Here is a 24,048-nt window from a genome sequence, read left to right on the forward strand (position 1 = left end):
GCACAAGCGCAGAGGTTCCGAGGAACTCGCGCCTGCTTGTGTTGATGACTGTCTTGGTCATTTCGACCTCCAATCCTTGATCCGAGGGAGTGCGATGCCCGCGCCGTGCCGGGCGTCGCGCAGGTGGGTCAATCCAGCTTCTTCTCGGTCAGAAACTTCGAGACCTGATCTGCGATCGCGACATTGTTCAGGTCGGAGAAGGGGAAGTGCGTGTTGCCCTTGATGCCAATCTCGGGGAGATGGACCAGAGTCACCTGGCCGCCATGCTTGTTGACTGTGTCGCGCCAGATCCGGGCCATTTCCAGCCGGCCGCGCCAGGCATCCTGCGTCGGCACCTCTGTCCGTTCGGCCGGGATATTGTCACCGTAGAAGACGATGATCGGCAGCTTCGTCAGCGCCATGAAGTCGGACATCGGCACCGGGACGCCTTCGAGCGTGTCGAAGGAGGTCGACACCGGCTTGGGCAGTTCACCCTCCGGGAAGACGAAGCCGCTGCCCGGCTCGAAGGCGACGACCGCCTTGACGTTCTGGTTCTTGATCGCGGTCAGCCAGCCCGGCCCGCCGCTCTGCGAGTGGGTCATCAGGATGCCGGGGCCGATCTTCGTGAACAGCGCGGACACGCTGTCGGAGATCAGCTTTGCGTCGTAGGAGCCGGTGTTCGGCGTCATCGCGCGGAAGTACTGATTCAGCGTCTCCGGCTTGCGGTCGAACTGGACGCCCTCGAAATAGTTCGGCCAGATGCCGACCCGGAACTGGCCGAACCAGAAGTTCTCGTCGGGCGTCGGCTTGATCGTCGCCTCGACCGTGCTGCGCCCGGCATTGCCGCGACGCGGCTGGTCGATGAGGTAGGTGGCGAAGCGGCGGCGCAGGAAGATGGTCTGGAAGCCCTCGCGCCCGTCCGGCGTCGTTTCCCAGGTCTTCGAGAACTGGCCGGCACCGTGCCACATCACGATGGGGAATTTCCGGACGTTCACCGGCACCTGGTAGAAGGCGTAGAGATGATCGCCGTGGAAGGTCTGGCCGCCCGGCTGCAGCGGCTCCAGCGGATCGAAGATGCCAGACGCGGTCGTGACCGTGCCGCCGACAGCGAAGCTGCCTTGGTCCTGAATGACGAGCGGTTCAGGCTTGCCTGCCTGTTGAGCGAGCGCCTGCGTCGAGCCCATGAGACCCACCGCGAGAAGGACGGGCGGGATAAGGAGTTTGGTGTCGATGGCAGGCATTCGCCCCTCGTTCGCTATGTCAGCTCGCGAGGAACCTAATCACCGGCTCACTCTTCGATTAGCCATCTCGATCCAATAGGACCAATAAGCCTTGCTAATGAATGCGCAGGCGACCGTAAGCGCTCAATGCCTGCTCTCCGGGAGATGTCTAAGTTCCGCTTTTGGCGCTACGCCGCCTCGAGGCTCCACCCGCGGCTAACGACTGACTTGGGTGGATCGCTGGCCTCGGATGCTCCGATCTGAAAGCCCGGCGCGCGCCCACGACCTGAGATCGGCTCTCGACCTGAAGGCCGAGATCAATCTGCTATTGTCTCGCCGACACCGTGCCAGATTTGATCCTTTAGCGCTATGAGCGGGGGCGCGGGAATCGTCACAGGCGGCTCGTTTCGCCTGACGCCATCGATCACCAAGGTGGCGATATGGATCTCCCCATCGGTATAGTAAGGATCGCCTTCGCCATTCCGACCGAACAAGGTTGGGCCTACCCCGGAAATCTGGAAGACGTTCTGGACCATGCCGGCCTTGCTGAGATCACGCATCAGCATGTCACGCTCGGCGTCGATGTCGGGTGCAATGTGGTGCGTCACCTGACCGGTGTCATGGCTGAAGCCGACGCCTCGGTCGAAAGTAACCGAGCCAAGCCAGACCTGCCGCCCGCTGCCACCCTTATCGAGGACCATCCAGAACCGCACGTGGTGTCGACGGTCCGCGCTCGTGCCCTCGGGCTTTTCGAACGCGAGCTGTTCTTTTCTTCCGTCGTAGTACAGCGGACTGACAGGCGCTTCATGATAGGGCCGGTCGAGTACCACGCTGCCGACAATCTCGATGCTCGTCCGCAACGTAATCGGGTCGGCCGGATACCAGCCTGCCGCATGCATGGCGCGGAGGGCATCTTCCTTGCTGCCGACGAACCCGACATTAAGCGCGTCGCCTGGGATACCGCTTGCGGTGCGTGTCACCATGGGCAAGGAGGCGAGGCCCGGCTCATGTTCGTAATGACGCCACAGGAGGGGCAGTATCAGATAGGCAAGCAGCAGGTAGCCGACGAGCGCACCTGTCAGAACGAGCCACCACCGTCGCCTGCTCGCGATCTGTCCCATCTGACATCCACTCGATTGCACTCACTGCATTCTGCGGGGCGTCCCACTGGGGAAGCTCCGTACCTTTGCAGGCTAGTCCCCGGCAAAGTGCGCCGGCTATTGTCCCTTGGTGTTCACCCCGTCGCCTTCAGCGTCGCATAGCGGTCGACCTCGGCGCGCAGGTGATACGGGCGCTACATGGCTGAGATCGAGCTGGAAAGCGGACCATTCCAACGTCCGAGTTGGGTCGTTTGCTGACGCTTAGAGCGCTTACCCATAGGCCATTGTTGCATCTCTTTCGACGTGACAGGTTGAATGCTGGGAGGTTCGCATATGCCTTCGTCTCCAAAGCGAGCCATGCTCGCCATCCTAACGATGCTGCTTCTCGGGCTAACGACAAATTCGCATGCTGAGGAGGTCGTTCAGTTCCCCTCGATCACCTATCGCCTGAGCGATTTCCAGAAGGCGCGGGCCACGGCTCGGGGAGAAAGTGTCGAGAGTTCTCCGGGGCTTGTGATCACGGGGTATCTCTCGAAGCCAGCGGGAGAAGGCAGGCACCCGGCAATCGTTCTGCTACATGGTTGCGGTGGGTTGAGCACGTTCCATCGACGCGAGGCCGAAGCAATCCGCGACTGGGGCTACGTTGTGCTGGCGCCGGACAGTTTTACCCCGCGAGGTATGAAAGACGCCTGCGTGCCGGAACGACGTGACATGGCGCCTCGGATCGAGGACGCATTCGGAGCGTTGTTCTACCTGTCAAAGCTCCCCTTCGTTGATCCAACTCGGATTGCTGTCGTGGGCTATTCGCATGGAGGTGGGGTAGCGCTCAGGATTGCGATGCAGTCGCATAAGACACTCTATGAAATGCCCGATGAACTCAGGTTCAAGGCGGCCGCAACATACTACCCGCCTTGCGAAATCCTTACCGAGCGCTTGGTCATCCCAACACTCATTCTCATCGGTGACAGGGACGATTGGACTCTCGCATCTAACTGTGAAGCAGCCGCCCGGCGCCAAGTCGGCGGGCCCGCCCCGCTGAGCCTCACCGTTTTCCCAGGAGTGTACCACTCATTCAATTTCCCCGGTTTCGTAGAGCCACGTCAAATCTACGGGCACTGGAGCAAATTTGACGAGGGGGCGAGCAAGCGCGCGACATCCGAACTTCGCGACTTCCTTGAGCAGGAATTGGCTAGATAGCCTACTTCAAAGGGCGGGGCGGGCTGTGAACCCGCCATCCGAGTATTCGTGGGCAATGCCCGCTAAGGGTCGTAATCCGGCAGTTCCGCTTGGATGGGTTTCGACGCGACAGAGCCGCCATCGGCGAGGCCGGCCGGGGCGTGCGGACGCAAATAGGGAGGATAGGAGGCTGGCAATCTCCTCGGGCCATCGCCGTCCCGCCGAAGATCGGGATTGCTGCATCGTATCGAGATCGCGTGTAAGGTTCTCGGCATCGGAGACGGTTGGCGCGGCAGCGCCGGCCGCAGGCTGCGCTTCTGCCAGGGATAGCTGAAGCGCAGTTGCGCGCAGGCCGGCGTGGGCGGGACATCGTTCTTGGGAACTGCCCTTGTCATGCAGCGCCACCACCATTGGTGGAGGTTGTCATGAGGAAACTCGCAACCCTGGCCACTGCCGCTTTGATCATGACCGGCAGTATCGGAGCCGCCAACGCGCAATATTGGCGCGGGGGCGGTTGGGGATATCGCGGCGGATATTATCATCGTGGCTGCTGCGGCGGCGGTGCCGTTGCGGCCGGGCTCATCGGCGGGGCGCTCCTGGGAGGCTTGCTCACTGCGGCAGCAACAGCCCCGGCCTACGGTTATGGATATGGTTATCCGGCCTATGGCTATGGTTACGGATATGGCTATCCAGCCTATGGCTATCCAGCTTATGGCTATGGTTACTATCGTCCGCGGCTCTATTATGGCCCGCGCTACTATGTGCGGCCGGTTTACTACGCGCCCCGCTATTATGGCTGGCGTCGCGGATACTATGGCCCGCGCTACTATTACGGCCGATACTATTGAAGCCCTTGTCGCGTCGGAGAGGACAATCCGGAAGCGGTCTCATCGACCGCTCGCCGGCGCCTACTCCATCACTGCCGCCTTGAGGATGCAGACCATCAGGGCATGGCCGGGCTCGTTGCCGACGCAGCGGACGACGTGACGGCGGTCGCAGCGATAGCGCAGCGTCTCGCCGGCCTTGGCGCGCTGGATGATGTCGCCGACCTCGACTTCGAACTCGCCGGCCGTGACCGAGAGCGACTCGATCGAGCCGCGCTGGTGCCCTTCGGAGTCGAGCTCGCCGCCGGGTTCGGCGGAGACGTCGTACCATTGCAGCCATTCGACCGTCTTGATCCAGCCGATGATGCCGAGGCGCAGCTTGCCGTCTTCCGAGACCAGGATCGGCGTGTCGGCGCGCGTGGTCTTCTCGATGAAGGGCTCTTCCTCGCCGCTGGAGAGGACGCGCTCGATCGAGATGTCGAGCGCCTGCGAAAGCCGCCAGATCGTCGCCAGCGTCGGGTTGGTCTCGTTGCGCTCGATCTGGCTGATGATCGACTTGGCGACGCCCGACTGCTCGGCGAGGTCCGAGAGCGAGAAGTTATAGGCCTTGCGCAGGCGCTGGATGGTCTTGCCGAGCTGGCCCGAGATCACCTGAGCCCCGGATTCAAGCTCCCGCCCGCCGCGCTCTTTCGTCTCGATTCCCATGAATTCGGCCCCTTTCGACTGTGAAGTCGTTTGTAACGGCGGACGATCGTTTGAACAAGCGAACAATGCCCGAAGGCCGGCGAGAGACCGGGCCATCCGCGACAGAAGGTCCGTGTCCGCTCTCAGGTGATGCGGCTGGGGCCGACCTCGCGCTGCTCGCGCCGGGCGAGGCCGAGCTGGTGCTCGCGCAGGATCACATAGATGCCGGAGGTGATGACGATGAAGGCGCCGATCAGGATCGCCGTCGCCGGCCACTCGCCGAACCAGATCCAGCCGATCGCCACCGCCCAGAGCATGGTCGAGTATTCGAAGGGCGCGATCAGCGAGGCGTCGCCATAGCGGTACGCCTGCACGATCAGGATCTGGCCGAGCCCGCCGAGGATGCCGATGACGACCATCAGCGCCGCATCCTTGAGATCGGGCATGTTCCAGCCGAGCAGGATGGTCGAGAGGCCGAGCAGGCTGGTCAGCAACATGAAGTAGAAGACGATGGCGCCGGTGCGCTCGGTCTGGGTGAGGAGCCGGACCTCAACCGAGGCGAAGGCGGAGCAGAACGCGCCGGCAAGGCCCAGCGCCGCGCCGATCGCAGCGTTGCTGCCGACCGGATGGCTGCCGGCGCCGAGATGCGGCGAGAGCATGATCAGCACGCCGATGAAGCCGATCATCACCGCTGTCCAGCGATAGATGCGCACCTTCTCCTTGAGCACGAGCGCGGCGAGCACCACCACGGCGAGCGGCGCGGCATAGCCGATGGCGACCGCCTCGGAGAGCGGCAGGAACTGCAGGGCCGCAAAGCCGCAGAACATGCCGGTCGAGCCCATGATGCCGCGCTTGAGATGGCCGCGCAGATTGCTGGTCTTCAGTGCCGCCGGCAGCTCGGTGCGCCAAGCCAGCCAGATGAGCAGCGGAATCATCGCGAAGAAGGAACGGATGAAGACGATTTCGCCCGTCGGATAGCGCGTCGAGATCGACTTGATGCCGGCCGACATCAGCGTGAACGCCAGCGCCGAGATCAGCTTGAGGGTGATGCCGAGAAGAGGAGACAACGGAGCGCGCGACGGGAGGGCAGGAACGGTTTCGGCCGAAACCGTTCCTCCTTAGACCATGCCGAAGCGGGGCGGCGAAGCGTGAACTCTGCAACCCCGCCACGCTGCAGGCGTGGGGGGCAAGACGTCATTGCGAGGAGCGAAGCGACGAAGCAATCCAGGCCGCGAGGCTGAACGATTCAGCCCAGTCCCCCTGGATTGCTTCGCTTCGCTCGCAATGACGGTACGCGGCCGGCAGGCGGCCTGTCGAACTCAGAACGTGCCGCGGAAGGCGCCGCCGTCGATCAGGAAATTCTGGCCGGTGAGATAGCCGGCATGGGCGCTGGCGAGGAAGGCGCAGAGCTTGCCGAATTCGTCCGGCGTGCCGAGGCGGCCGGCCGGGACCGAAGCGAGCCGCCGCTTTGCCGCTTCCTCGATGCTGATGCCCTGCATTTCGGCGACCTTGCTGGTCGCGGTCTTGATCCGGTCGGTGTCGAACACGCCCGGCAGGATGTTGTTGATGGTGACATTGGCATGCGCGACCTCGCGGGCGACGCCGGAGAGGAAGGCGGTGAGGCCGGCGCGCGCGGCCGAAGAGACGTCAAGGCCGGTCAGCGGCGTGACGACGCTCGCCGAGGTGATGTTGATGATGCGGCCGAAGCCGCGCTCGATCATGCCGTCGATGACGCGCTGAACCAGTTCCAGCGGCGTTGCCATGTTCTGCACGACGCCTTCGAGCAGGCCTTCACGCGTCACCTGGCGGAAGGGCTTCGGCGGCGGGCCGCCATTGTTGTTGACGAGGATGTCGGGGTTGGGCGCCGCCGCCAGCAGGGCATCCTGCCCGGCCTTGGTCGAGACATCGGCGACCACGGCGATGACGGTCGCGCCGGTTTTGGCACGGATCTCGCTGGCGGTCGTTTCCAGGGTTGCGGCATCGCGGCCGTTGATCACGACGGTGCAGCCGGCTTCCGCCAGGGCCTCGGCGCAGCCGCGGCCGAGCCCCTTGCTGGAGGCGCAGACGATGGCCGTGCGGCCCGAAATTCCAAGATCCATCACGTTCCTCGGTAAACTCAGCAAGCTGCCATCACGCGGGCGCCTGTCGGCAAGCCTGATCATGGATTGGCCGCGCCGTCATCAAAGCGCAACGCAAATCAGACACACGCCCGGAGCATCGCAACAGCGGGGGCTCTCCGGAATGGCCGACGAGGACGACGCGAAGCAGGTTCGCAGCATCTTCATCTCGGATCTGCATCTGGGGACGCGTGGGGCACAGGCCGATCTCGTCCTGGAATTCCTGCGCGCCTATGATGCGCCGACGATCTATCTCGTCGGCGATATCATCGATGGCTGGCGGCTGAAGAGCGGCTGGTACTTCCCGCAGACGCATAACGACGTGGTCCAGAAGCTGCTGCGCAAGGTGCGCAAGGGCTCGAAGCTGATCTATGTCACCGGAAATCACGATGATTTCCTGCGCGACTTTACCGGGTTGCAGTTCGGCGGCATCACGCTGGTCGACGAGATCGTCCATGAGACGGCGGATGGCAAGCGCCTGCTCGTCATCCATGGCGACCTGTTCGACCTCGTGGTGCGCAACGCCAAATGGCTCGCCCTGCTCGGCGACTGGGCCTACACGGTCGCGCTTGCGCTCAATATGGGGCTCAACAAGGTGCGCCGCGGGCTGCAGCTGCCGCACTGGTCGCTCTCGGCCTGGGCCAAGCACAAGGTCAAGAACGCCGTGAACTATATCGGCGAGTTCGAGACCTGCCTCGCCAGCGAAGCGCGCCGGCACAATGCCGACGGCGTGATCTGCGGCCACATCCACCATGCCGCCTATCGCGAGATCGAGGGACTGACCTATATAAACACGGGCGACTGGGTCGAAAGCTGCACGGCCTTCGTCGAGCACCATGACGGGCATTTCGAGCTGATCCGCTGGCCGCAGGGCCGCCTGAAGGGCGAAACGGCGGTGCCGGTCGTCGTGCCGACCCGTCCTGTCGCCGTGCCGGAACTGGTCGAGGCAGCCCGAGGCAAGCTCCGGCCTTTCGAGTTGGCGCGCGTTCTCGGCGTTCAGCCGGAAGCGGCCGAGCGGAAGGCGCGCTGATGCGCGTCCTCGTTGCGACCGACGCCTGGCGCCCGCAGATCAACGGGGTCGTGCGCTCGCTGGAGCGGATGATCGCGGCGGCGCCGGATTTCGGCGTGACCGCGCAGGCGCTGACGCCGGAGGGCTTCCATCAGATCGGCCTGCCGAGCTATCCGGATATCCGCCTGGCCCTGGCGACGCGCCGCGCGCTTGCGGCGCGGATCGCCGAATTCGGGCCGGACCATATCCATATCGCGACGGAAGGACCGATCGGCTGGCTGACGCGGGCCGTCTGCCTGGCCCAGAAGCGCCCGTTCACGACCAGCTATCATACGCGCTTCCCGCAATACATCGCCGCTCGCTGGCCGATTCCGGAGAGCTGGAGCTACCGGCTGCTGCGCCGCTTCCATGACCCTGCTGCCGCGGTAATGGTCTCCACCGCGACGGTGGAGGACGAACTGCGCCAGCATGGCTTCCAGAATCTGGTGCGCTGGGGGCGGGGCGTCGATCTTGGCCTGTTTCATCCGCGCCCGCAGAGCGTGCTCGATCTGCCGCGGCCGATCTTCCTCAGCGTCGGGCGCGTGGCGGTGGAAAAGAACCTCGAAGCCTTCCTGCCGCTGCGGCTGCCGGGCAGCAAGGTCGTGGTCGGCGACGGGCCGGCGCGGGCCGACCTGCAGCGCGCCTATCCCGACGTGCATTTCCTCGGCGTGAAGGAAGGCGAGGAGCTGGCGGCGATCTACGCCTCTTCGGACGTCTTCGTCTTCCCGAGCCTGACCGACACCTTCGGCATCGTGCTGCTGGAAGCGGCGGCGAGCGGCCTGCCGGTCGCGGCCTTCCCCGTGCAGGGGCCGCGCGACGTCTTCGTCGGCAGCGGCGCGGCCGTGCTCGACGAGGACCTGCGCAGCGCGGCGATGCAGGCGCTCAGGGTGCCGCACGAGACTTGCCTTGAGCTGGCTGCCCGATACAGCTGGACGAGCAGCGCGGCGCAGTTCTACGGGCATATCAGGCGGGTGGCGCAGCAGGCCGGCTACCTGCCGCGCGAAGCGGGAGCTACCGGCTTCACAGCCTTCGCGAGCGGGCGTGGCGCGGAAGGGCGGGGGCTTTCGCAGCGCCTGCCGGCTTGAGCTGGGCGCGGAAACCGTCGCGCCGCTCGTGGACCGAGGCGATGACGAGGCCCATCGGCACACCGAGACCGACCAGCGCCGCCTCCGACAATTGCAGGCTCGCTTCGATCGTCTCAGGCACGGCATCGTTCACGCCGATCTCGTAGAGATGGCGGGCATGGGCTGCATCGCGGGCGCGGGCGACGATGACGATATCGGGCCTCAGCGTGCGCGCGGCCTGGACGATGGCGTCGACGGCGCGCGCATTGTCGATCGTCACGATCAGGGCCGTCGCTTCCTCCAGGCCGCAGAGCCGCAGGAACTCCGGCTTGCTCGCATCGCCGTAGAAGGCCGGGCGGCCGGCTCGGCGCTGGGCGGTGATCAGTGCGGCATCCGAATCGATGACGATGTGGGACTTGCTGTGCTCGTCGAGCATCGAGGCCACGAGCCGGCCAACGCGCCCGCCGCCGACGACGATGGCGCGCGGGGCATGGTCGGCCGGAGGCGGGACAGTCGCCTCGTCTGGCAGGATCACGGGCGGCGCCAGCTTCTGCGCGAGATTCCGAGCGATCCTGGCAAGGAGCGGCAGCGCGACCATGGTCAGCGACACGGCGGCGAGCGCGATGCTGGTTGCCCGATGACCGATAAGACCGGTGCCCGCCGCGGCATTGAGCAGGACGAAGGCGAATTCCCCGCCCGGCGCGACCATGATCGCGGTTTCGAGCGCGGCCGCGGCCGACAGCCTGAAGCGGCGGGCGAGGATGAAGATGATCGCGGCCTTGGCCAGCACCAGCCCGGCGGCAACGGCGAGGATGGTGCCGGGATTGGCCGCGATCTCGGCCGGGTTCACGCCCATACCGACGGTGAGGAAGAAGACGCCGATCAGCAGCGACTTGAACGGGTCGATGGTGACTTCGATGGCGCGGCGGAACTCCGTTTCGGCAAGCAACAGCCCGGCGATGAAGGCGCCCAGCCCCATCGAGAGGCCCGCCGCAGCGGCGATCAGCCCGGTGCCGAGCGCGGTCAAAAGCGTTGCCGCCATGAAGCTCTCGGCCGACTCGGTCGAGGCGACGAGGCGGAAGAGCGGGCGCAGCGCCAGCCGGCCGATGACGATGATGGTGGCGATGGCGGCGAAGGCCTGGATGAAGGCCTGCGCCAGGCCCACAAGCAGCGAGCCTGAGCCGTTCTGCGCGTCGAGCACGCTGATCAGGAAAAGCAGCGGGATGACGGCGAGATCCTGGCAGAGCAGGATCGCAAAGCTGGTGCGGCCAGCCGAGGTCGTCATCCGCTTCTTGGCGGCGAGCAGCTCGACGACCATTGCGGTCGAGGAGAGGGCGAGGCCGAAGCCGATGATGAGGGCTGCCGCCGCAGGCTGGCCGACTGCAAAGGCGACAAGGCCGATAATCGCGGCGCTGAGACCGACCTGGCCAAGGCCGAGGCCGAAGACGAGGCGTTTCATCGTCATCAGGCGCTCGAAGGACAGCTCGAGCCCGATGACGAAGAGGAGGAAGGCGACGCCGAGCTCGGCCGGGCCGGCCAGGGCCTCCGCTTTCGAGACGGTGATCGTGCTCAGCAGCGGAAGCTTGGCTGCGAGACCGCCCAGGCCATAGGGGCCGAGCAGGGCGCCGCAGGCGACGAAGGCGATGATCGAGTTGACCCGGAGGCTCTTGGCGAGCGGCACGATCACGCCCGCCGTCGCGAGCACGACGACGGCATCCTTGTAGACGGAGGGATCGACTGTTCCGGCCAAAGGGCGACCCTGCGATTCGAATGAGTAGAAATGGTCCGGCAATTCTTGCGTTTCGCGGCGGCGCAACACAACCTTGGAATCGCTATGGCGGGGAGAATTTTGCCTTACCTGCCGAGCCCTTAGGCAAGAAGGCTCAGGTCGTCGCTCGAAAAGCGGTTTCCGCCATCGATCGGGATGGGATAGCGTCCGCAGCTCGATCAGAAGGACTGTCCATGCGCTTTTCCGGCACCGAGAACTATGTCGCGACCGAGGACCTCACCGTTGCGGTCAATGCCGCGATCCGGTTGGAGCGCCCGCTGCTGGTGAAGGGGGAGCCGGGAACCGGCAAGACCGTGCTGGCGGAGGAGGTGGCAGCCGCGCTCGGGGCGCCGCTCATCACCTGGCACATCAAGTCGACGACCAAGGCGCAGCAGGGTCTCTACGAATACGATGCGGTCAGCCGCCTGCGCGACAGCCAGCTCGGCGACAGCAGGGTCTCGGACATCGCCAACTACATCAAGCGCGGCAAGCTCTGGGAGGCTTTCGCCTCGCCGGTCAGGCCGGTGCTGCTGATCGACGAGATCGACAAGGCCGATATCGAGTTCCCGAACGACCTCCTGCTCGAGCTCGACCGCATGGAGTTCCACGTCTACGAGACGGGCGAAACCATCAAGGCAGCGCAGCGGCCGGTGATGATCATCACCTCCAACAACGAGAAGGAGCTGCCGGACGCGTTCCTGCGTCGCTGCTTCTTCCATTACATCCGCTTCCCCAACGCCGAGACGATGCAGGCGATCGTCGAGGTGCATTTCCCCGGCATCAAGAAGCGGCTGATGGAGGAGGCGCTGCGCCTGTTCTTCGAGGTGCGCGAGGTGCCCGGCATCAAGAAGAAGCCCTCGACCTCGGAACTGCTCGACTGGCTGAAGCTGCTCGTCGCCGAGGATATCGGGCCGGAGGTGCTGCGCGAGCGCGATCCGCGCAAGCTGATCCCGCCGCTGCATGGGGCGCTGCTCAAGAACGAGCAGGACGTCTCGCTGTTCGAGAAGCTCGCCTTCATGGCGCGGCGCGAGAGCCGCTGAGGGGCGGCGTCAGCCGACGCCGAGGAGGGGACGGGCATTGAGCGCTGCGATCAGCGCCGCTGCCGTCACGCAGCCATAGACGAGCGCGAAGGCGTCGATGGCACGCGGCGCTGCCGCCTTGCCCAGCAGCGCGGCCAAGAGTGCGAAGGCCGGCACGTTCTGCATTGCGTGCAACGCCAGGAAATGGGCGAGGCGCAGGTCTCCCGCGGTCAGCGACCAGCCGAAGAAAGGGACGACGGCAGCCGAAGCCGCCGGTGCTCCGACCGTGTGCCCGCCGGCCGCACTCAGGACGGCGCCGGAGAGGATGCCGAGAACGCTGGTCAAGGCGAGGCCGAGGACGAGCGAGCGGCGCAGAGCCGGTGGCAGAGGCGCTGCGTCCTTGCGGGCGAGGCCATAGGCGAGGATGCCGCTCGCGGCGGTGAACAGCACGGCAGCGACCCCCATCGCTGCGTAGAGGATGATGGCGACCAGGCCGTCCCGGTTGTAGTGGGACGCTTCCCCGCGCGAGGCGCGCCAGGCGATGTAGACGAGCTCGAAGAAGAGCAGGGCGATCACCGGCCAGACCGTGAAACGGCCGAGCCGCGAGCGCTGGAAGGCTTCTCCGGTCAGCGGCAGAAGCAGCGCGAAGGAGAAGAGGTAGATCGCGATCGAGATCTCGAACTTCAGCGGCTTGAGCCAGACATTGTCGCCGTTGAAGAGGCGCGGATCGACGGCGTAGGCAAGCGCCGTCGGGATGATGAGCAGCGTCATGGCGATCGCGGCTGCAGTGAGCCGAGGCTCCCATTCCAGGGCGCGGAACGGCGCCGGCAGTCGCGCAAGGAAGCGTGGAATCCGGTCCTCCGAAACGACGTCCCGGCTTGTCGCGACGAGGCGATAGAGCAGATAGCCGATCGGACCGAAGAGAAAGGTCAAAGCGAGGACGGGCACCATCGCCCAATGCGGCACATATTCGCGCTGCGAGCAGCGCAGCAGCCAGGCGCCGATCAGCAGGTCGAAGGCGAGGTAGTGCACCCAGCCGGCAAGCAGCAGCGGCCGCGAAGTGAAGAGAGCGGCGACGTTCGCGAGCGAAGAGAAGCCGCCGCGCGCCTCGTGCCAGTGCACGCTGATCAGGACGAAGTAGCTGACGGATAGCAGGGTTGGGACGGCGAGGCCGGCGATGACTTGGCCAGCCCGCCAGCGCGGCGTGGCGATCAGCAGCAACCAGCCACAGACGGCCAGCAGATTGGCTCCGGAAAAGGCAGCATCCAATGTCAAAGGCGGCATGATGCTCTCCAAACTTGACAGTGTTCAGTTGCGGGGAGGTTCTGACTCGTTATCTTAACGGCGTCAAGATTATTTTGACGTTGTTAAGATTGACGGAGTCTCCGATGGTCGAAGCGCCGCCCCGAGCCGGACGCGAGCACTACCACCATGGCGCCTTGCGGCAGGCGATGATCGCGGCGGCGGAAGAGGTGTTGGCCGAGCGCGGGCTCGGCGGCTTCACCTTGCGCGAATGCGCCCGGCGGGCAGGGGTTTCGCCGGCGGCTCCGGCCCATCATTTCGGCAACCTGACCGGTTTGCTGACAGCGATTGCGACGCTGGGCTTCGACGATCTCTCGACGGCGATGGAGGCCGCCGTCGCGGCGGCGCAGGCAGAGAGGCGTAGCAGGCTTGCGGCAATCGCGCGGGCCTATGTCGAGACGGCGCTCGCCAATCCCGGGCGCTTCCGCGTCGTCTTCGGCCAGCGCGAGATGGACCGGCAGGATCCCGCCTTCCGGACCGCAGCGGCGCGGGCTTTCGGCATCCTGGTGCGCGAGGTGCGGCTGAGCCGCGGCCTGGCGCCGCCTCGTTCTCCGGAGGAGAAGCCCGCGGCCGAGGCCCTCTCCCCCGATCTGCCGGAGGTGCTGCTGGCCTGGTCAGCCGTCCATGGCTTTTCGACGCTGCTGATCGATGGAGCGCTTGATTTTCTTGCCGCAGAAGACAGCCGGCAGGCATTTCTGGACAAGCACGCGGCGCGGCTCTTTGCGCTGCTGGCGTCGGCGCTTTCGGCTGGGAAGGAGCCGACACGACAGAGGAAGCGCGGCCGGGCATCCTCCGGCGAAGCTTGACGCCGATTGCGCCCGGTGTCCGCGGCTGCGAGAGGCTGACGAGCGTTGGTCAGGAAGGCTGCTTCGATCATGCGTTGCATGGCGGAATAGCCGTAGCCAGATCGACCTTGGGGTCGACTGAGCGGACGGCCTCGCCCAGATCGACATCGCGAGTCAGCAGGACATAGTCCTGCGTCTCGGATGTCTTCAGATAACTCGTCATCGGGATCGGCTTGCCGGAGAGGTCGCCGAGCCGGCAGGCCTTGTCTGCGCCGAGTGAGAGGCTGCCGCGATTGCCGCTGTTCTGCGGCCCGACGAACATTTCCTCGCGGAAAGCCCCCAGGCGCGCCGCGTCCGCAGAGCTCAGCCTGAACAGTGTGAAGCGCCGTCCCGGCGCCGCCAGCGTCGGCACGGAGGAGAGTTCTGCCGCGTCGCGCACCTCCTCCAGCACGACCTTGCGCTCGTGACGGCCGCCATCCTCCGGCAAGGCAACGATCGTCATGGTGACGCCGCCCGGGAGCGGGCGGATATCGGCCGGCAGGCTGATCCCGGCGCGCAGCTGCGCGAGGTCCGTCGTCCTGACGTCGATCTTCGACAGTTTCGGCAGCGAGGTCAGCGGGACATGGCCGCAACCGGCGAGCAGGCAGGCAAGAAGGAGGTTGGCGGGCAGGGCGATACGCATGGGAACTCTTCAAGCTTGATTGGCTTTGACATTCAAAAATTCATCTATTAGTTTAATTTTGTCAATCGAGGGAATAATCATGCCGATGTCGTCCCGGCCCGTGACCGCATTTTCTCAGGAAGCGGCCGGCCGCCTGCGCAGGGTCAGCCGGTGGGCACGCGCCTTCAGCTATGCCGCAGCATTGCTCATGCTCTTCGGCCTCCTCTGGCTGTGGACCGATGCGGAAGCGCTCGCCCGTCACGCCCGGAGCACGATCGGGCTCGGCAATGCTCCTCTCGCCTCCTCGGCGAGAGGGTACCGGGCGGCGTTTGCTCTCGCCTGGATCCCGGCCGCGCTCTTCGTCCTGGCGATGCTGCGGCTGGGGAGCCTGTTTCGGGCTTTCGGCGAGGGCAGGGTTCTGGTCGAGGAGAATGCCGCCGGGCTGCTGCGCGTCGGCTGGCTTCTGGCTGGCTTCGGTGCCGCGACGCCGATCGTCCGCACGGCGCAAAGCATGGCGCTGACTTTCGACAACCCCGAAGGGCAAAGGCACATCGCGGTCATGCTCGATCCCGGCATCTTCGCCGCGCTCGCTGCCGGAGCCACGCTCATCGCCTTCGGCCTCGTGCTGCGGGAGGCGATCCGGCTGTCGGACGAGAATCAAAGTTTCGTGTAAGCCGGCGCCATGCCCGTCGTCGTCGAACTCGATGTCATGCTGGCGCGTCGCAAGATGCGCTCGAAGGAACTCGCCCAGCGGATCGGCCTGACCGAGCAGCAGGTCTCGCAGCTGAAATCGGGAAAGGTGCGCGGCATGCGCTTCGATACGCTGTCGCGCATCTGCGCCGTGCTGCAATGCCAGCCGGGCGATCTGCTGCGCTATGAGCCGGGAGAGGAAGTCGAGGGCGATTGACCCCTCGCAAATCATCGACGGCATCGCTAGGTTCTCCCTATGCGACGCCTCATGCTTCTGCGCCACGCCAAGTCCCAATGGCCCGCCGGGGTGGCCGACCGCGACCGACCGCTCGCCGCGCGCGGGCGGGAGGCTGCTCCCGCGATGGGGCGCTACCTCGCCGATGAGCTGCTGCTGCCGGACCTCGTGCTGATCTCGCCTGCCAAGCGCACGGTGGAGACCTGGGAGCTGGTGGCGCCGATGCTGCCGGAGAAGCCCGCGACGCAGTACGAGGCGCGCATCTACGAGGCCAAGGTGGGGCGCCTCCTCGACGTCGTGCAGGACATCGAAGGCGATGTCCGCACCCTGCTGATGGTCGGCCACAACCCTGGCTTCCTCGAACTCGCGACGCTTCTGACCGGTCATGGCGACCGCTACGCGGCGGCGCGGATGAGCCAGAAATACCCGACCTGCGGCCTTGCCGTGCTCGACTTCGCCGTCGACGACTGGCGCGACGTGGCCGAGCGGGGCGGAAGGCTTGACCGCTTCGTTACCCCAGCCTCGCTTGGCGAGGGACCGGACGAGTGAGTCTGTCGTCGTCGTGAGCGACACTTCCTATCTCGACAGCGCCCGCAACGCGGCACTCGCCTTCGGCGACAGCCTGCTCGGGCTGGCGCGGCCGCGTCTGCGCATCGGCGTCACCGGCCTGTCGCGCTCAGGCAAGACGGTCTTCACCACGGCACTGATCCAGAATCTGATGGAAGGCGCGAAGCTGCCGGTGCTGAAGGCGGCATCCCAAGGACGGATCGCGCGCGTGCGGCTGGTGCCGCAGCCCGATCCCGACGTGCCGCGTTTCCCTTACGAGGCGCATCGCGCCGCGATGGCAGGGGCCGACAGGCGCTGGCCGGACTCGACAAAGCGCATCGCGGAGCTGCGCGTCGAGATCGATTACGAGCGCGCCTCCGGCTGGTTCAAGGGCCCGGCGACGCTGACGCTCGATATTGTCGATTACCCCGGCGAATGGCTGCTCGACCTCGCCCTGATCGGACAGGACTACAAGACATGGTCGGCGCAGGCCGTGGCCGATGCGCGCAAGGCCCATCGGCGCGCCGCCGCCGAGGCCTGGCTCGCCGACATGTCGGCGCGCGATCCGGAGGGGCCACCGGACGAACTCGTGGCCGAGGCGGCGAGCGACCTGTTCAAGAGCTATCTGGCGAGACTGCGGGCCGATCCCGAGGCGGTGGCGGTGACGCCGCCGGGGCGCTTCCTGATGCCGGGCGATCTCGAGGGCTCGCCGGCGCTGACCTTCGCGCCGCTCGATCTCGGCCATGACCGTGAGCCGAAGCCCGGCACGCTGGCCGGCCTGATGGCGGAGCGTTTCGAGGCCTACAAGCGCGTCGTCGTCACCCCGTTCTTTCGCGATCACTTCGCCCGGCTCGACCGGCAGATCGTTCTGGTCGACGTGCTGGCTGCACTCGACGCGGGTGCTCCGGCGCTGGCCGATCTCGAAACCGCGCTGGGCCAGGCGCTCGCGGCCTTCTCGGTCGGCCGCAACTCCTGGCTTTCGAGCCTGTTCGCGCCGCGCATCGAGCGGGTGCTGTTCGCTGCGACCAAGGCCGACCATATCCACCACAGCAGCCATGACCGGCTGGCGGCGGTGATGTCGCATCTGGTCGGGCGGGCGGCTTCGCGGGCGCAGGGAGCCGGGGCGAAGGTGGAGGCGATGGCGTTCGCCGCGGTGCGCGCGACGCATGAGGTTCGCATCAAGCAGGGCCGCGAGGAGCTGCCGGCCATCGCCGGCGTGCCGGAAGCGGGCGAGGAGATCGACGGACAGGTCTTCGATGGCATCGCCGAAGCAGCGATCTTCCCGGGCGAGCTGCCGGAGCGGCCGGAGGCGATCTTCGACCCGAAGGCGCATTGGCAGGTGAGGGCGCCGCGCTTCCGGCCGCCGCTGGTCGAGCCGGATGCGGGCGGGCGATCGAAGCCGCCGCCGCAGATCCGCCTCGACCGCGCGCTGGAATTCCTGATCGGCGACAGGCTGGCATGAGGAGGCTGTGGTGAGCAGATTCCGGCCATGACCAAGGCACCGCGCGCGATCCGCCTCGACCATCCGGGGCAGGAGGAGGTTGTGGGGGACCCGATCCGGCGGGGCGATGTCGCGATCCTGCCGGAGAGCGAGCCAATCGACGACATTGCGCCGGTGTCCGCTCCGAAGGCCAGGCGCGGCTTCTCCTGGGGCTCGCTGTTCGTCGCGGGGCTCTCCGGCTTCCTGGCGCTGGCGGCCGGGGTCTGGGTCGAGAACACGATCGCCGCGCTGATGAATCAGAATCCGGTGCTCGGCTATGCGGCGCTCGTCTGCGCCGGCATCGCCGCGCTGGCGCTTTTCGTCATGCTGGCGCGGGTGCTGCGCGACATCCTGCGCGAACGCAAGGTCGAGGCCCTGCGCGAGCGCGCGACGCTGGCGCTTGCGGGCGGGACCCCGGACGAGGGCCGGGCGATCACCGAGGAACTCGTTGGACTCTACAAGGGCCGGACACAGACGGCACAGGGCCGGGCGGCGTTGCAGGAGGCGCTGCCGCAGCTCTTCGCGGCGCGCGACATGCTGACGGTGGCGGAGCGCAGCCTGCTCGTGCCGCTCGATGAGATGGCGCAGGCGCAGATTGCGCAGGCAGCGCGGCGCGTCTCACTGGTCACGGCGGTCAGCCCGCGTGCGCTGGTCGATGTCATCTTCGTGCTGGTCGCCTGCGCCCGCCTGCTGCGTTCGATCGCCGGCATCTATGCGGGACGGCCCGGCACGCTCGGCCTGCTCAGGCTGGCGAGGCAGGTCATGAACCATCTCGTCCTGACCGGTGGCATCGCGGCGGGTGATGCGGTGATTCAGCAGATTGTCGGGCAGGGGCTCGCAGCGCGGCTCTCGGCCAAGCTCGGCGAGGGCGTGATCAACGGCATGCTGACCGCCCGCATCGGGCTTGCTGCGCTCGAGGTCTGCCGGCCACTGCCCTTCGTCGAGGCAAAGCCGCCGACACTCGCCGAGGTCGCGAGCGATTTAGCTTCGTGGCGCGCTGCCAAGGACGCTGAGGCCTGAGCCCGGCAGATTCTGCCGGCCTCAGGCGAATCTGCCTGGTCAGGACTGCCAGAAAACGCTTCATAAACGATCTAACTCACTGAAATAAAAAGAACACCCGCATGGCATGCGCCATGCAGATCACGCCTCGAGTTGTGGGCTGCCCTTGGGGGGCGCCGGTCGAGGTGAGGGTTCCATGGGTGTTTTCAGTGCGCTGACAACAGCGGTTTCGGGGATGACGGCGCAGTCCTATGCGCTCGAGAACATCTCCGGAAACATCGCCAATTCGCGGACCACCGGCTACAAGCGGGTCGACACGACCTTCGCCGATCTGGTGCCGGATGCGGCGCTCAATCGCCAGATCGCCGGCTCGGTCGCGGCCTACAGCCAGTCGACCAACTCGATCCAGGGTGACCTCAACCCGACCCGCATCGACACCAACGTCGCGATCAACGGCGACGGCTTCTTCGTCGTCGACCAGCGCGCGAGCGGCGTCGGCGCCAGCACGCAGTTCGCCAACCAGAATCTCTACACCCGCCGCGGCGATTTCGATTTCGACGCCAACGGCTATCTGGTCAACGGCGCGGGCTACTACCTCAAGGGCCTGAAGATCGACCAGGTGACCGGGCAACTGATCGGCACGCAGCCGGATGTGCTGCGTATCACGAAGGACCAGTTCCCGGCCAAGGCGACGACTTCGATCGAGTATCGCGCCAACATCCCGGCCTATCCGAAGACCAACAAAGCCGACAGCACCATTCCGGGCTCGGAGCTGCTGAACCCGACCGGCTTCACCTCCAATCCGCTCTCGACCACCCAGGGCGGTACCGGCCTCGTCATCGGCAGCGACGTGACGAACTTCCTCAGCCAATCGATCCCGGGTGGGTCGGTGACGGTCTACGATACGCTCGGCAAGGCAACCAGCGTGGAGCTGCGCTGGGCCAAGACCACGAATGCCTCGGCCGGCCCGCCGGCCACGGTCGACACCTGGAACCTGTTCGTTGCCGAGAACACCGGGGCGACCGGCGCCGCCGTCGCCTATCGCAATGCCAACGCCTCGATCACCTTCGATGCGACCGGCCAGATGACGGCTCCGGCCGGCGGCAACATTGCGCTGCCGACGATGACGATCGCAGGCACGACGATCACCGGCATCAACGTGACGACCGGCGGCAACGGCCTGACGCAGAACGGCGACGTCAGCGGCCAGATCGACGCCCGCAGCATCCGCCAGGACGGCTATACCGCCGGCACGCTGGATCGCGTCTCGGTCTCGGCCGAGGGGCAGGTGATCGGCACCTTCAGCAACGGCCAGGTCGTGGCGCTCGCGCAGCTTTCGGTGGCGCGCTTCAACGCGGACAACGCCCTGAAGCGGCTCGACGGCGGCGCCTTCGAGGAGACGATCGAATCCGGCGCGCCGATCATCGGCCTCGGCACGTCGCAGCTCGTCGGCGGCTCGGTCGAGCAGTCCAACACGGACATCGCCGACGAGTTCTCGAAGATGATCGTCACCCAGCAGGCCTATTCGGCCAACACCAAGGTCATCACCACCGCGCAGGAGATGCTGACCTCCGTGTTCAACATCATCCGCTGAGCAGCGCATCCGGGTTGAGAGCGGCCCAGAAGGGCCGCGGCTAGAGCCGGATCCCGATCAGGTTGAATCAACCTGATCGGGATCCGTCTCTAACCTTAAGTGAGAGAACGCGTTCTCCGATCTGACTGCAACGCAGTCAGATCGGCGCGTGCTCTAGCGACAGGAGTTGGCGATGGGTCTGAGTACTTCCCTCAATACGGCGATCGGCGGGCTCAGCGCCACGCAGGTCGGCATCGGCGTCGTCTCGCAGAACGTCGCCAATGCGGGGACGACGGGCTATGTCCGGCGGTCGGTGTCGACGGCCGACAGCCTGTCGGGACTCACGATCGGCGTGCAGAACACGCAGGTCCAGCGTCTGCTCGACAAGATCGTCCAGCATCAGCTCTGGCAGGAAGCCTCGGGCGCCGCCTACACCTCGACGCGGGCGAGCGCGCTGTCGAACCTCGACAAGCTCTATGGCGCACCGGGCAGCGCGACCGCGCTCGACACGATCTTCAGCCAGTTCACCAGCGCGCTGCAGTCGCTGCAGAACGACCCGTCCTCCTACAGCCTGCGCTCGCAGGTGATCGACAATGCGACGCAGCTGGCCCGGCAGCTCAACACGCTCTCGAACGGCGTGCAGGCCCTGCGCGCCCAGGCCGAAAACGGCATTGCCAATGCCGTCACCAAGGTCAACGATCTGCTCGGCGCGCTGACCAAGGTCAACTCCCGCATTGTCGCGGCGCCGAACGACAGCTCGACGGCCACTCTGAAGGATCAGCGCGATCTGATCCTGTCCGAGCTCTCGCAATACGTCGACATCAAGACGACGGAGGATGCGCGGGGCTCGGTCTCGGTCGTCACCGGATCGGGCACGCAGCTCTTCGACGGCCAGCCCTCCGTCACCTTCGGCTTCGACGAGCATAGCGGGCTCGGCGCGGACGATCAGTGGAACATCGACCCGGCGAAGCGCGGCGTCGGCACGATCACGATGAAGGACTCGTCCGGGAACGTCTCGGACGCGATCGCGAACCGCATCTTCCGTTCGGGCGAGATCGCCGCGAACATCGAATTGCGCGACAAGACGCTGGTGCAGGCGCAGGCCCAGCTCGACGAGATCGCCGCCCAGATGTCGAAGGCGCTCTCGGATCGCGAGATCGCCGGTACCGCGGTGACGGCGGGCGCGGCGTCCGGTTTCGACGTCGACCTGACCGCGCTGCAATCCGGCAATACGGTGACGCTCGACTACAAGGTGACGCCGGGCGGTCAGACCCAGCGCTTCACTTTCGTTCGCGTCGATTCCGCCGCTTCGCTGCCGTTGCCGGCCTCGGCTGGCGGCGATGCCAACAACCGCGTGATCGGCATCGACTTCTCCGGCGGCCCGGCTTCGGTCGCGGCGCAGATCCAGGTGGCTGTCGGCCCCGGCTTCACCGTCTCCAACACCGGCTCGACCCTGCGCATCGTCGATGATGGGGCGGCCGGCACGCGCGACGTGATCGGCCTGACCTCGCGGCCGACCAACACGGCGCTGTCCTCGGCCGGCGGCACAGCGGAGCTGCCCTTCTTCGTCGACGGCTCGGCCGGTACCCCCTTCACCGGCTCTTGCGAGGGCGGCTCGCAGACCGTCGGCTACGCCGCGCGGATCGCGGTCAATCCGGCGCTCGTCGCGGATCGCTCGCTGCTCGCCGTCTACAACACCTCGCCCGCGACGGCGCAGGGCGACACAACCCGGCCCAAGCTGATGCTGGACCGGCTGACCCAGAGCCAGCGTTCCTTCACCAACGCCGTCGGCCTCGACGGGAACGGCGCGACCTCGAACACGACGATCGCCAATTTCGTTCAGCGCGTGGTCTCGTCCCAGGGACAGGCAGTCGAGGCCGCCAAGCGCCTCGATGAAGGCCAGCAGGTCGCGCTCGCTTCGATCCAGAGCCGCTTCCAGGAAACCGCGCAGGTCAATGTCGACCAGGAAATGTCGATGCTGATCGAGCTGCAGACCGCCTACGCCGCCAATGCCCGCATCATCTCCACCGTGAAGGAGATGATGGACGTGCTGCTGAGAGTGTGAGCCCGCCATGACCATCACCGCTTATGGAACCGGTGCCTATCGCGCGGCCAAGCCCAACGAGTTCGTCTCGACCCGCGCGCAGTTCGACGATCTCCAGCGCCAGCTCGACACGAAGCAGCGCAGCACGAGCTATGGCGATCTCGGCATCGACCGGCGCGTCAGCCTCGATCTCAACGCCAAGATCTCGACCCTCGACTCCTGGCTCAGCGGCATCGAGCTCAGCAATGTCAATGTGAAGCTGCAGACGACCTCGGTCGAGAACTTCGCCAAGCTCACCAGCGAGACGCGCAACGATACGCGCTCCAACAGCTATGTGCCGAGCGCCAGCGGCCGGTCCTCGCCGCAGGTTCTGGCGGAGGAGAAGTTCAAGCAATCCCTCGACCTGCTGAACATCGCGGTCAATGGCCGCTATCTCTTCTCCGGCAAGACCTCGGATACCCAGCCGGCGGCCGGCTTCGACGAGATCATGGACGGTGATGGCGCCGGCAAGGCCGGGCTGAAGCAACTGATTGACGAGCGCCGGCAGGCCGATCTCGGTTCCGGGCTCGGGCGGCTGACGGCCGGCGGCGCCGGCACGACCGCGACCATCGCCGAAGAGGCGACCGTCCATCCCTATGGCTTCAAGATTGCCGGCATTTCCGGGAGCTCGGCCGCGCTGGCGACGACCTTCAACCCCGGGCCGCCGGCGGATGTCTCGGTCAATGTCGCGTCGCAGCCGGTGGCGGGCGACACGGTGCGGCTCAAGCTCAACCTGCCGGACGGGACGCAGGAGGACATCGTCCTGACGGCCCGCGCCACGGGGACGACCGGCTCGGACACCGATTCCTTCGAGATCGGCGCCGATCCCAACGCCACGGCGGCCAATCTGCGCAACTCGATCAACGCGGCCCTCGGCAAGGAGGCGAAGACGACACTCTCGGCTGCTTCCTCGCAGGTCGCGGCGCAGGATTTCTTTGCGGGCAGCCTCAACAATCCGCCCAAGCGCGTGCCGGGACCGCCCTTCGACACGGCGACCCTGCCGCCGAGCAATGCCGGTGCCGCGGCGACGACTGTGATCTGGTATCGCGGCGATGACGGCTCCGACCCGGCGCGCAGCACCGCGACGGTTCAGGTCGACCAGGGACAGGCGGTGGGGACGGGCACTCGGGCGAACGAGGAGGCGTTCCGCGTCGGCCTCGCCCAGTTCGCGATCATGGCGGCCGAGAATTTCCCGGCCGGCGACACGAACTCGCAGGCGCGCTACGAGGCGATGACGTCGCGCGTCAGCGAGAAGCTCGGCTTCGGGGGTAACACCCAGAAGCCGGCCGAGATCATCACCGAGCTCGGCTCGGCCCAGACGGCGCTCGCCAGCGCCAAGGCGCGCCATCAGAGCACCAAGGACTATCTGACGACGACGCTGTCAGGCGTCGAGAACGTCTCGACCGAGGAGGTCGCGACGCAGATTCTGGCGCTGCAGACGCAGCTGCAGGCGAGCTACCAGGTGACCTCGATGCTCTCGAAGCTGTCGCTGACGAACTTCCTCTGAGGCGGTACGTTCGCGCATTGAAAACAAGAACGCCGCCCCTGTGAGGGCGGCGTTGTTGCTTAGAGTGTGCTGATTTTACACAGAACTACGCGGGTCATCCCGGCCGGAGCGAAGCGGAGAGCCGGGATCCATGCCTGAACCTTGATCGGAAACGCTCTGGCATGGATCCCGGGTCAAGCCCGGGATGA

Annotated in this window: 22 protein-coding genes; 14 read left to right on the plus strand and 8 right to left on the minus strand. The window is 66.0% G+C overall.

Annotation, left to right across the window (positions count from 1 at the left end; translation table 11 throughout):
• Window positions 1–128 precede the first annotated feature (128 nt).
• A complete protein-coding gene (locus FQV39_RS29375) occupies window positions 129–1,163 on the minus strand; it encodes an alpha/beta hydrolase (RefSeq protein ID WP_210251269.1) in 1,035 nt (344 codons plus the stop codon).
• 353 nt (window positions 1,164–1,516) lie between these two features.
• A complete protein-coding gene (locus FQV39_RS29380; RefSeq protein WP_149133516.1) occupies window positions 1,517–2,320 on the minus strand; it encodes an LssY C-terminal domain-containing protein in 804 nt (267 codons plus the stop codon).
• A gap of 336 nt (window positions 2,321–2,656) precedes the next feature.
• Here FQV39_RS29380 and FQV39_RS29385 point away from each other — a divergent pair, with 336 nt between their 5' ends.
• The gene (locus FQV39_RS29385) at window positions 2,657–3,496 is read left to right on the plus strand and encodes a dienelactone hydrolase family protein (protein WP_187640119.1); all 840 of its coding nucleotides are present in this window, start codon (window positions 2,657–2,659) and stop codon (window positions 3,494–3,496) included.
• A gap of 404 nt (window positions 3,497–3,900) precedes the next feature.
• On the plus strand, window positions 3,901–4,323 hold the full coding sequence (locus FQV39_RS29390) for a hypothetical protein (RefSeq protein WP_149133518.1): 423 nt from the start codon (window positions 3,901–3,903) through the stop codon (window positions 4,321–4,323).
• A gap of 60 nt (window positions 4,324–4,383) precedes the next feature.
• Here the strand turns inward: FQV39_RS29390 and FQV39_RS29395 are convergent, their stop codons facing one another.
• The 3 genes from FQV39_RS29395 to FQV39_RS29405 all read right to left on the minus strand — a co-directional run bounded on the left by FQV39_RS29395 (window position 4,384) and on the right by FQV39_RS29405 (window position 7,082).
• Complete coding sequence (locus FQV39_RS29395) at window positions 4,384–5,004, minus strand: helix-turn-helix domain-containing protein (RefSeq protein ID WP_149133519.1); 621 nt, start codon at window positions 5,002–5,004, stop codon at window positions 4,384–4,386.
• Window positions 5,005–5,126: 122 nt separating this feature from the next.
• Window positions 5,127–6,050 carry a DMT family transporter gene (locus FQV39_RS29400; protein WP_149133520.1) on the minus strand — a complete coding sequence of 308 codons (924 nt, stop codon included), beginning with the start codon at window positions 6,048–6,050 and terminating at the stop codon, window positions 5,127–5,129.
• Between the two features lie 252 nt (window positions 6,051–6,302).
• Complete coding sequence (locus FQV39_RS29405) at window positions 6,303–7,082, minus strand: SDR family oxidoreductase (protein WP_149133521.1); 780 nt, start codon at window positions 7,080–7,082, stop codon at window positions 6,303–6,305.
• A 142-nt stretch (window positions 7,083–7,224) separates the two neighbouring features.
• On the opposite strand from FQV39_RS29405, the gene FQV39_RS29410 reads away from it, so the two are divergent.
• Both FQV39_RS29410 and FQV39_RS29415 read left to right on the plus strand, forming a co-directional pair.
• Window positions 7,225–8,130, plus strand: a complete 906-nt coding sequence (locus FQV39_RS29410; RefSeq protein ID WP_149133522.1) for a UDP-2,3-diacylglucosamine diphosphatase — start codon at window positions 7,225–7,227, stop codon at window positions 8,128–8,130.
• Window positions 8,130–9,233, plus strand: coding sequence for a glycosyltransferase family 4 protein (locus FQV39_RS29415; RefSeq protein WP_149133523.1), 1,104 nt, complete (start codon window positions 8,130–8,132; stop codon window positions 9,231–9,233). Before FQV39_RS29410 ends, FQV39_RS29415 begins: the two co-directional genes overlap by 1 nt.
• On the opposite strand, the gene FQV39_RS29420 is transcribed toward FQV39_RS29415, so the two are convergent.
• Window positions 9,169–10,962, minus strand: coding sequence for a cation:proton antiporter domain-containing protein (locus tag FQV39_RS29420; RefSeq protein ID WP_149133524.1), 1,794 nt, complete (start codon window positions 10,960–10,962; stop codon window positions 9,169–9,171). The genes FQV39_RS29415 and FQV39_RS29420 overlap by 65 nt on opposite strands.
• 212 nt (window positions 10,963–11,174) lie before the next feature.
• Here FQV39_RS29420 and FQV39_RS29425 point away from each other — a divergent pair, with 212 nt between their 5' ends.
• Window positions 11,175–12,020, plus strand: a complete 846-nt coding sequence (locus tag FQV39_RS29425) for an AAA family ATPase (RefSeq protein ID WP_149133525.1) — start codon at window positions 11,175–11,177, stop codon at window positions 12,018–12,020.
• A gap of 9 nt (window positions 12,021–12,029) precedes the next feature.
• Here the strand turns inward: FQV39_RS29425 and FQV39_RS29430 are convergent, their stop codons facing one another.
• Window positions 12,030–13,283, minus strand: a complete 1,254-nt coding sequence (locus FQV39_RS29430; protein ID WP_149133526.1) for an ABA4-like family protein — start codon at window positions 13,281–13,283, stop codon at window positions 12,030–12,032.
• Window positions 13,284–13,387: 104 nt separating this feature from the next.
• Here FQV39_RS29430 and FQV39_RS29435 point away from each other — a divergent pair, with 104 nt between their 5' ends.
• Window positions 13,388–14,107, plus strand: coding sequence for a TetR/AcrR family transcriptional regulator (locus tag FQV39_RS29435; RefSeq protein WP_149133527.1), 720 nt, complete (start codon window positions 13,388–13,390; stop codon window positions 14,105–14,107).
• A gap of 67 nt (window positions 14,108–14,174) precedes the next feature.
• Here FQV39_RS29435 and FQV39_RS29440 read toward each other — a convergent pair whose 3' ends face one another.
• Window positions 14,175–14,768 (minus strand): hypothetical protein, encoded by a 594-nt coding sequence (locus FQV39_RS29440; protein WP_149133528.1) that lies wholly within the window; start codon window positions 14,766–14,768, stop codon window positions 14,175–14,177.
• Window positions 14,769–14,847: 79 nt separating this feature from the next.
• On the opposite strand from FQV39_RS29440, the gene FQV39_RS29445 reads away from it, so the two are divergent.
• The 8 genes from FQV39_RS29445 to FQV39_RS29480 all read left to right on the plus strand — a co-directional run bounded on the left by FQV39_RS29445 (window position 14,848) and on the right by FQV39_RS29480 (window position 23,860).
• Window positions 14,848–15,420 (plus strand): DUF2975 domain-containing protein, encoded by a 573-nt coding sequence (locus FQV39_RS29445; RefSeq protein ID WP_149133529.1) that lies wholly within the window; start codon window positions 14,848–14,850, stop codon window positions 15,418–15,420.
• A gap of 9 nt (window positions 15,421–15,429) precedes the next feature.
• The gene (locus FQV39_RS29450) at window positions 15,430–15,654 is read left to right on the plus strand and encodes a helix-turn-helix domain-containing protein (RefSeq protein WP_149133530.1); all 225 of its coding nucleotides are present in this window, start codon (window positions 15,430–15,432) and stop codon (window positions 15,652–15,654) included.
• A 39-nt stretch (window positions 15,655–15,693) separates the two neighbouring features.
• Window positions 15,694–16,221, plus strand: coding sequence for a SixA phosphatase family protein (locus FQV39_RS29455; protein WP_149133531.1), 528 nt, complete (start codon window positions 15,694–15,696; stop codon window positions 16,219–16,221).
• A gap of 13 nt (window positions 16,222–16,234) precedes the next feature.
• Window positions 16,235–17,680 carry a YcjX family GTP-binding protein gene (locus FQV39_RS29460; protein WP_149133532.1) on the plus strand — a complete coding sequence of 482 codons (1,446 nt, stop codon included), beginning with the start codon at window positions 16,235–16,237 and terminating at the stop codon, window positions 17,678–17,680.
• 27 nt (window positions 17,681–17,707) lie between these two features.
• Complete coding sequence (locus tag FQV39_RS29465; protein ID WP_149133533.1) at window positions 17,708–18,718, plus strand: YcjF family protein; 1,011 nt, start codon at window positions 17,708–17,710, stop codon at window positions 18,716–18,718.
• A 175-nt stretch (window positions 18,719–18,893) separates the two neighbouring features.
• Entirely contained in the window at window positions 18,894–20,291 is a 1,398-nt protein-coding gene (locus tag FQV39_RS29470) for a flagellar hook protein FlgE (protein WP_149133534.1), read from the plus strand.
• A gap of 172 nt (window positions 20,292–20,463) precedes the next feature.
• Window positions 20,464–22,335 carry a flagellar hook-associated protein FlgK gene (flgK, locus tag FQV39_RS29475; RefSeq protein ID WP_149133535.1) on the plus strand — a complete coding sequence of 624 codons (1,872 nt, stop codon included), beginning with the start codon at window positions 20,464–20,466 and terminating at the stop codon, window positions 22,333–22,335.
• A 7-nt stretch (window positions 22,336–22,342) separates the two neighbouring features.
• Window positions 22,343–23,860, plus strand: coding sequence for a flagellin (locus tag FQV39_RS29480; protein ID WP_149133536.1), 1,518 nt, complete (start codon window positions 22,343–22,345; stop codon window positions 23,858–23,860).
• Window positions 23,861–24,048: the final 188 nt, after the last annotated feature.

Origin of the sequence: Bosea sp. F3-2, assembly GCF_008253865.1 — a bacterium.
GTDB lineage: Bacteria > Pseudomonadota > Alphaproteobacteria > Rhizobiales > Beijerinckiaceae > Allobosea.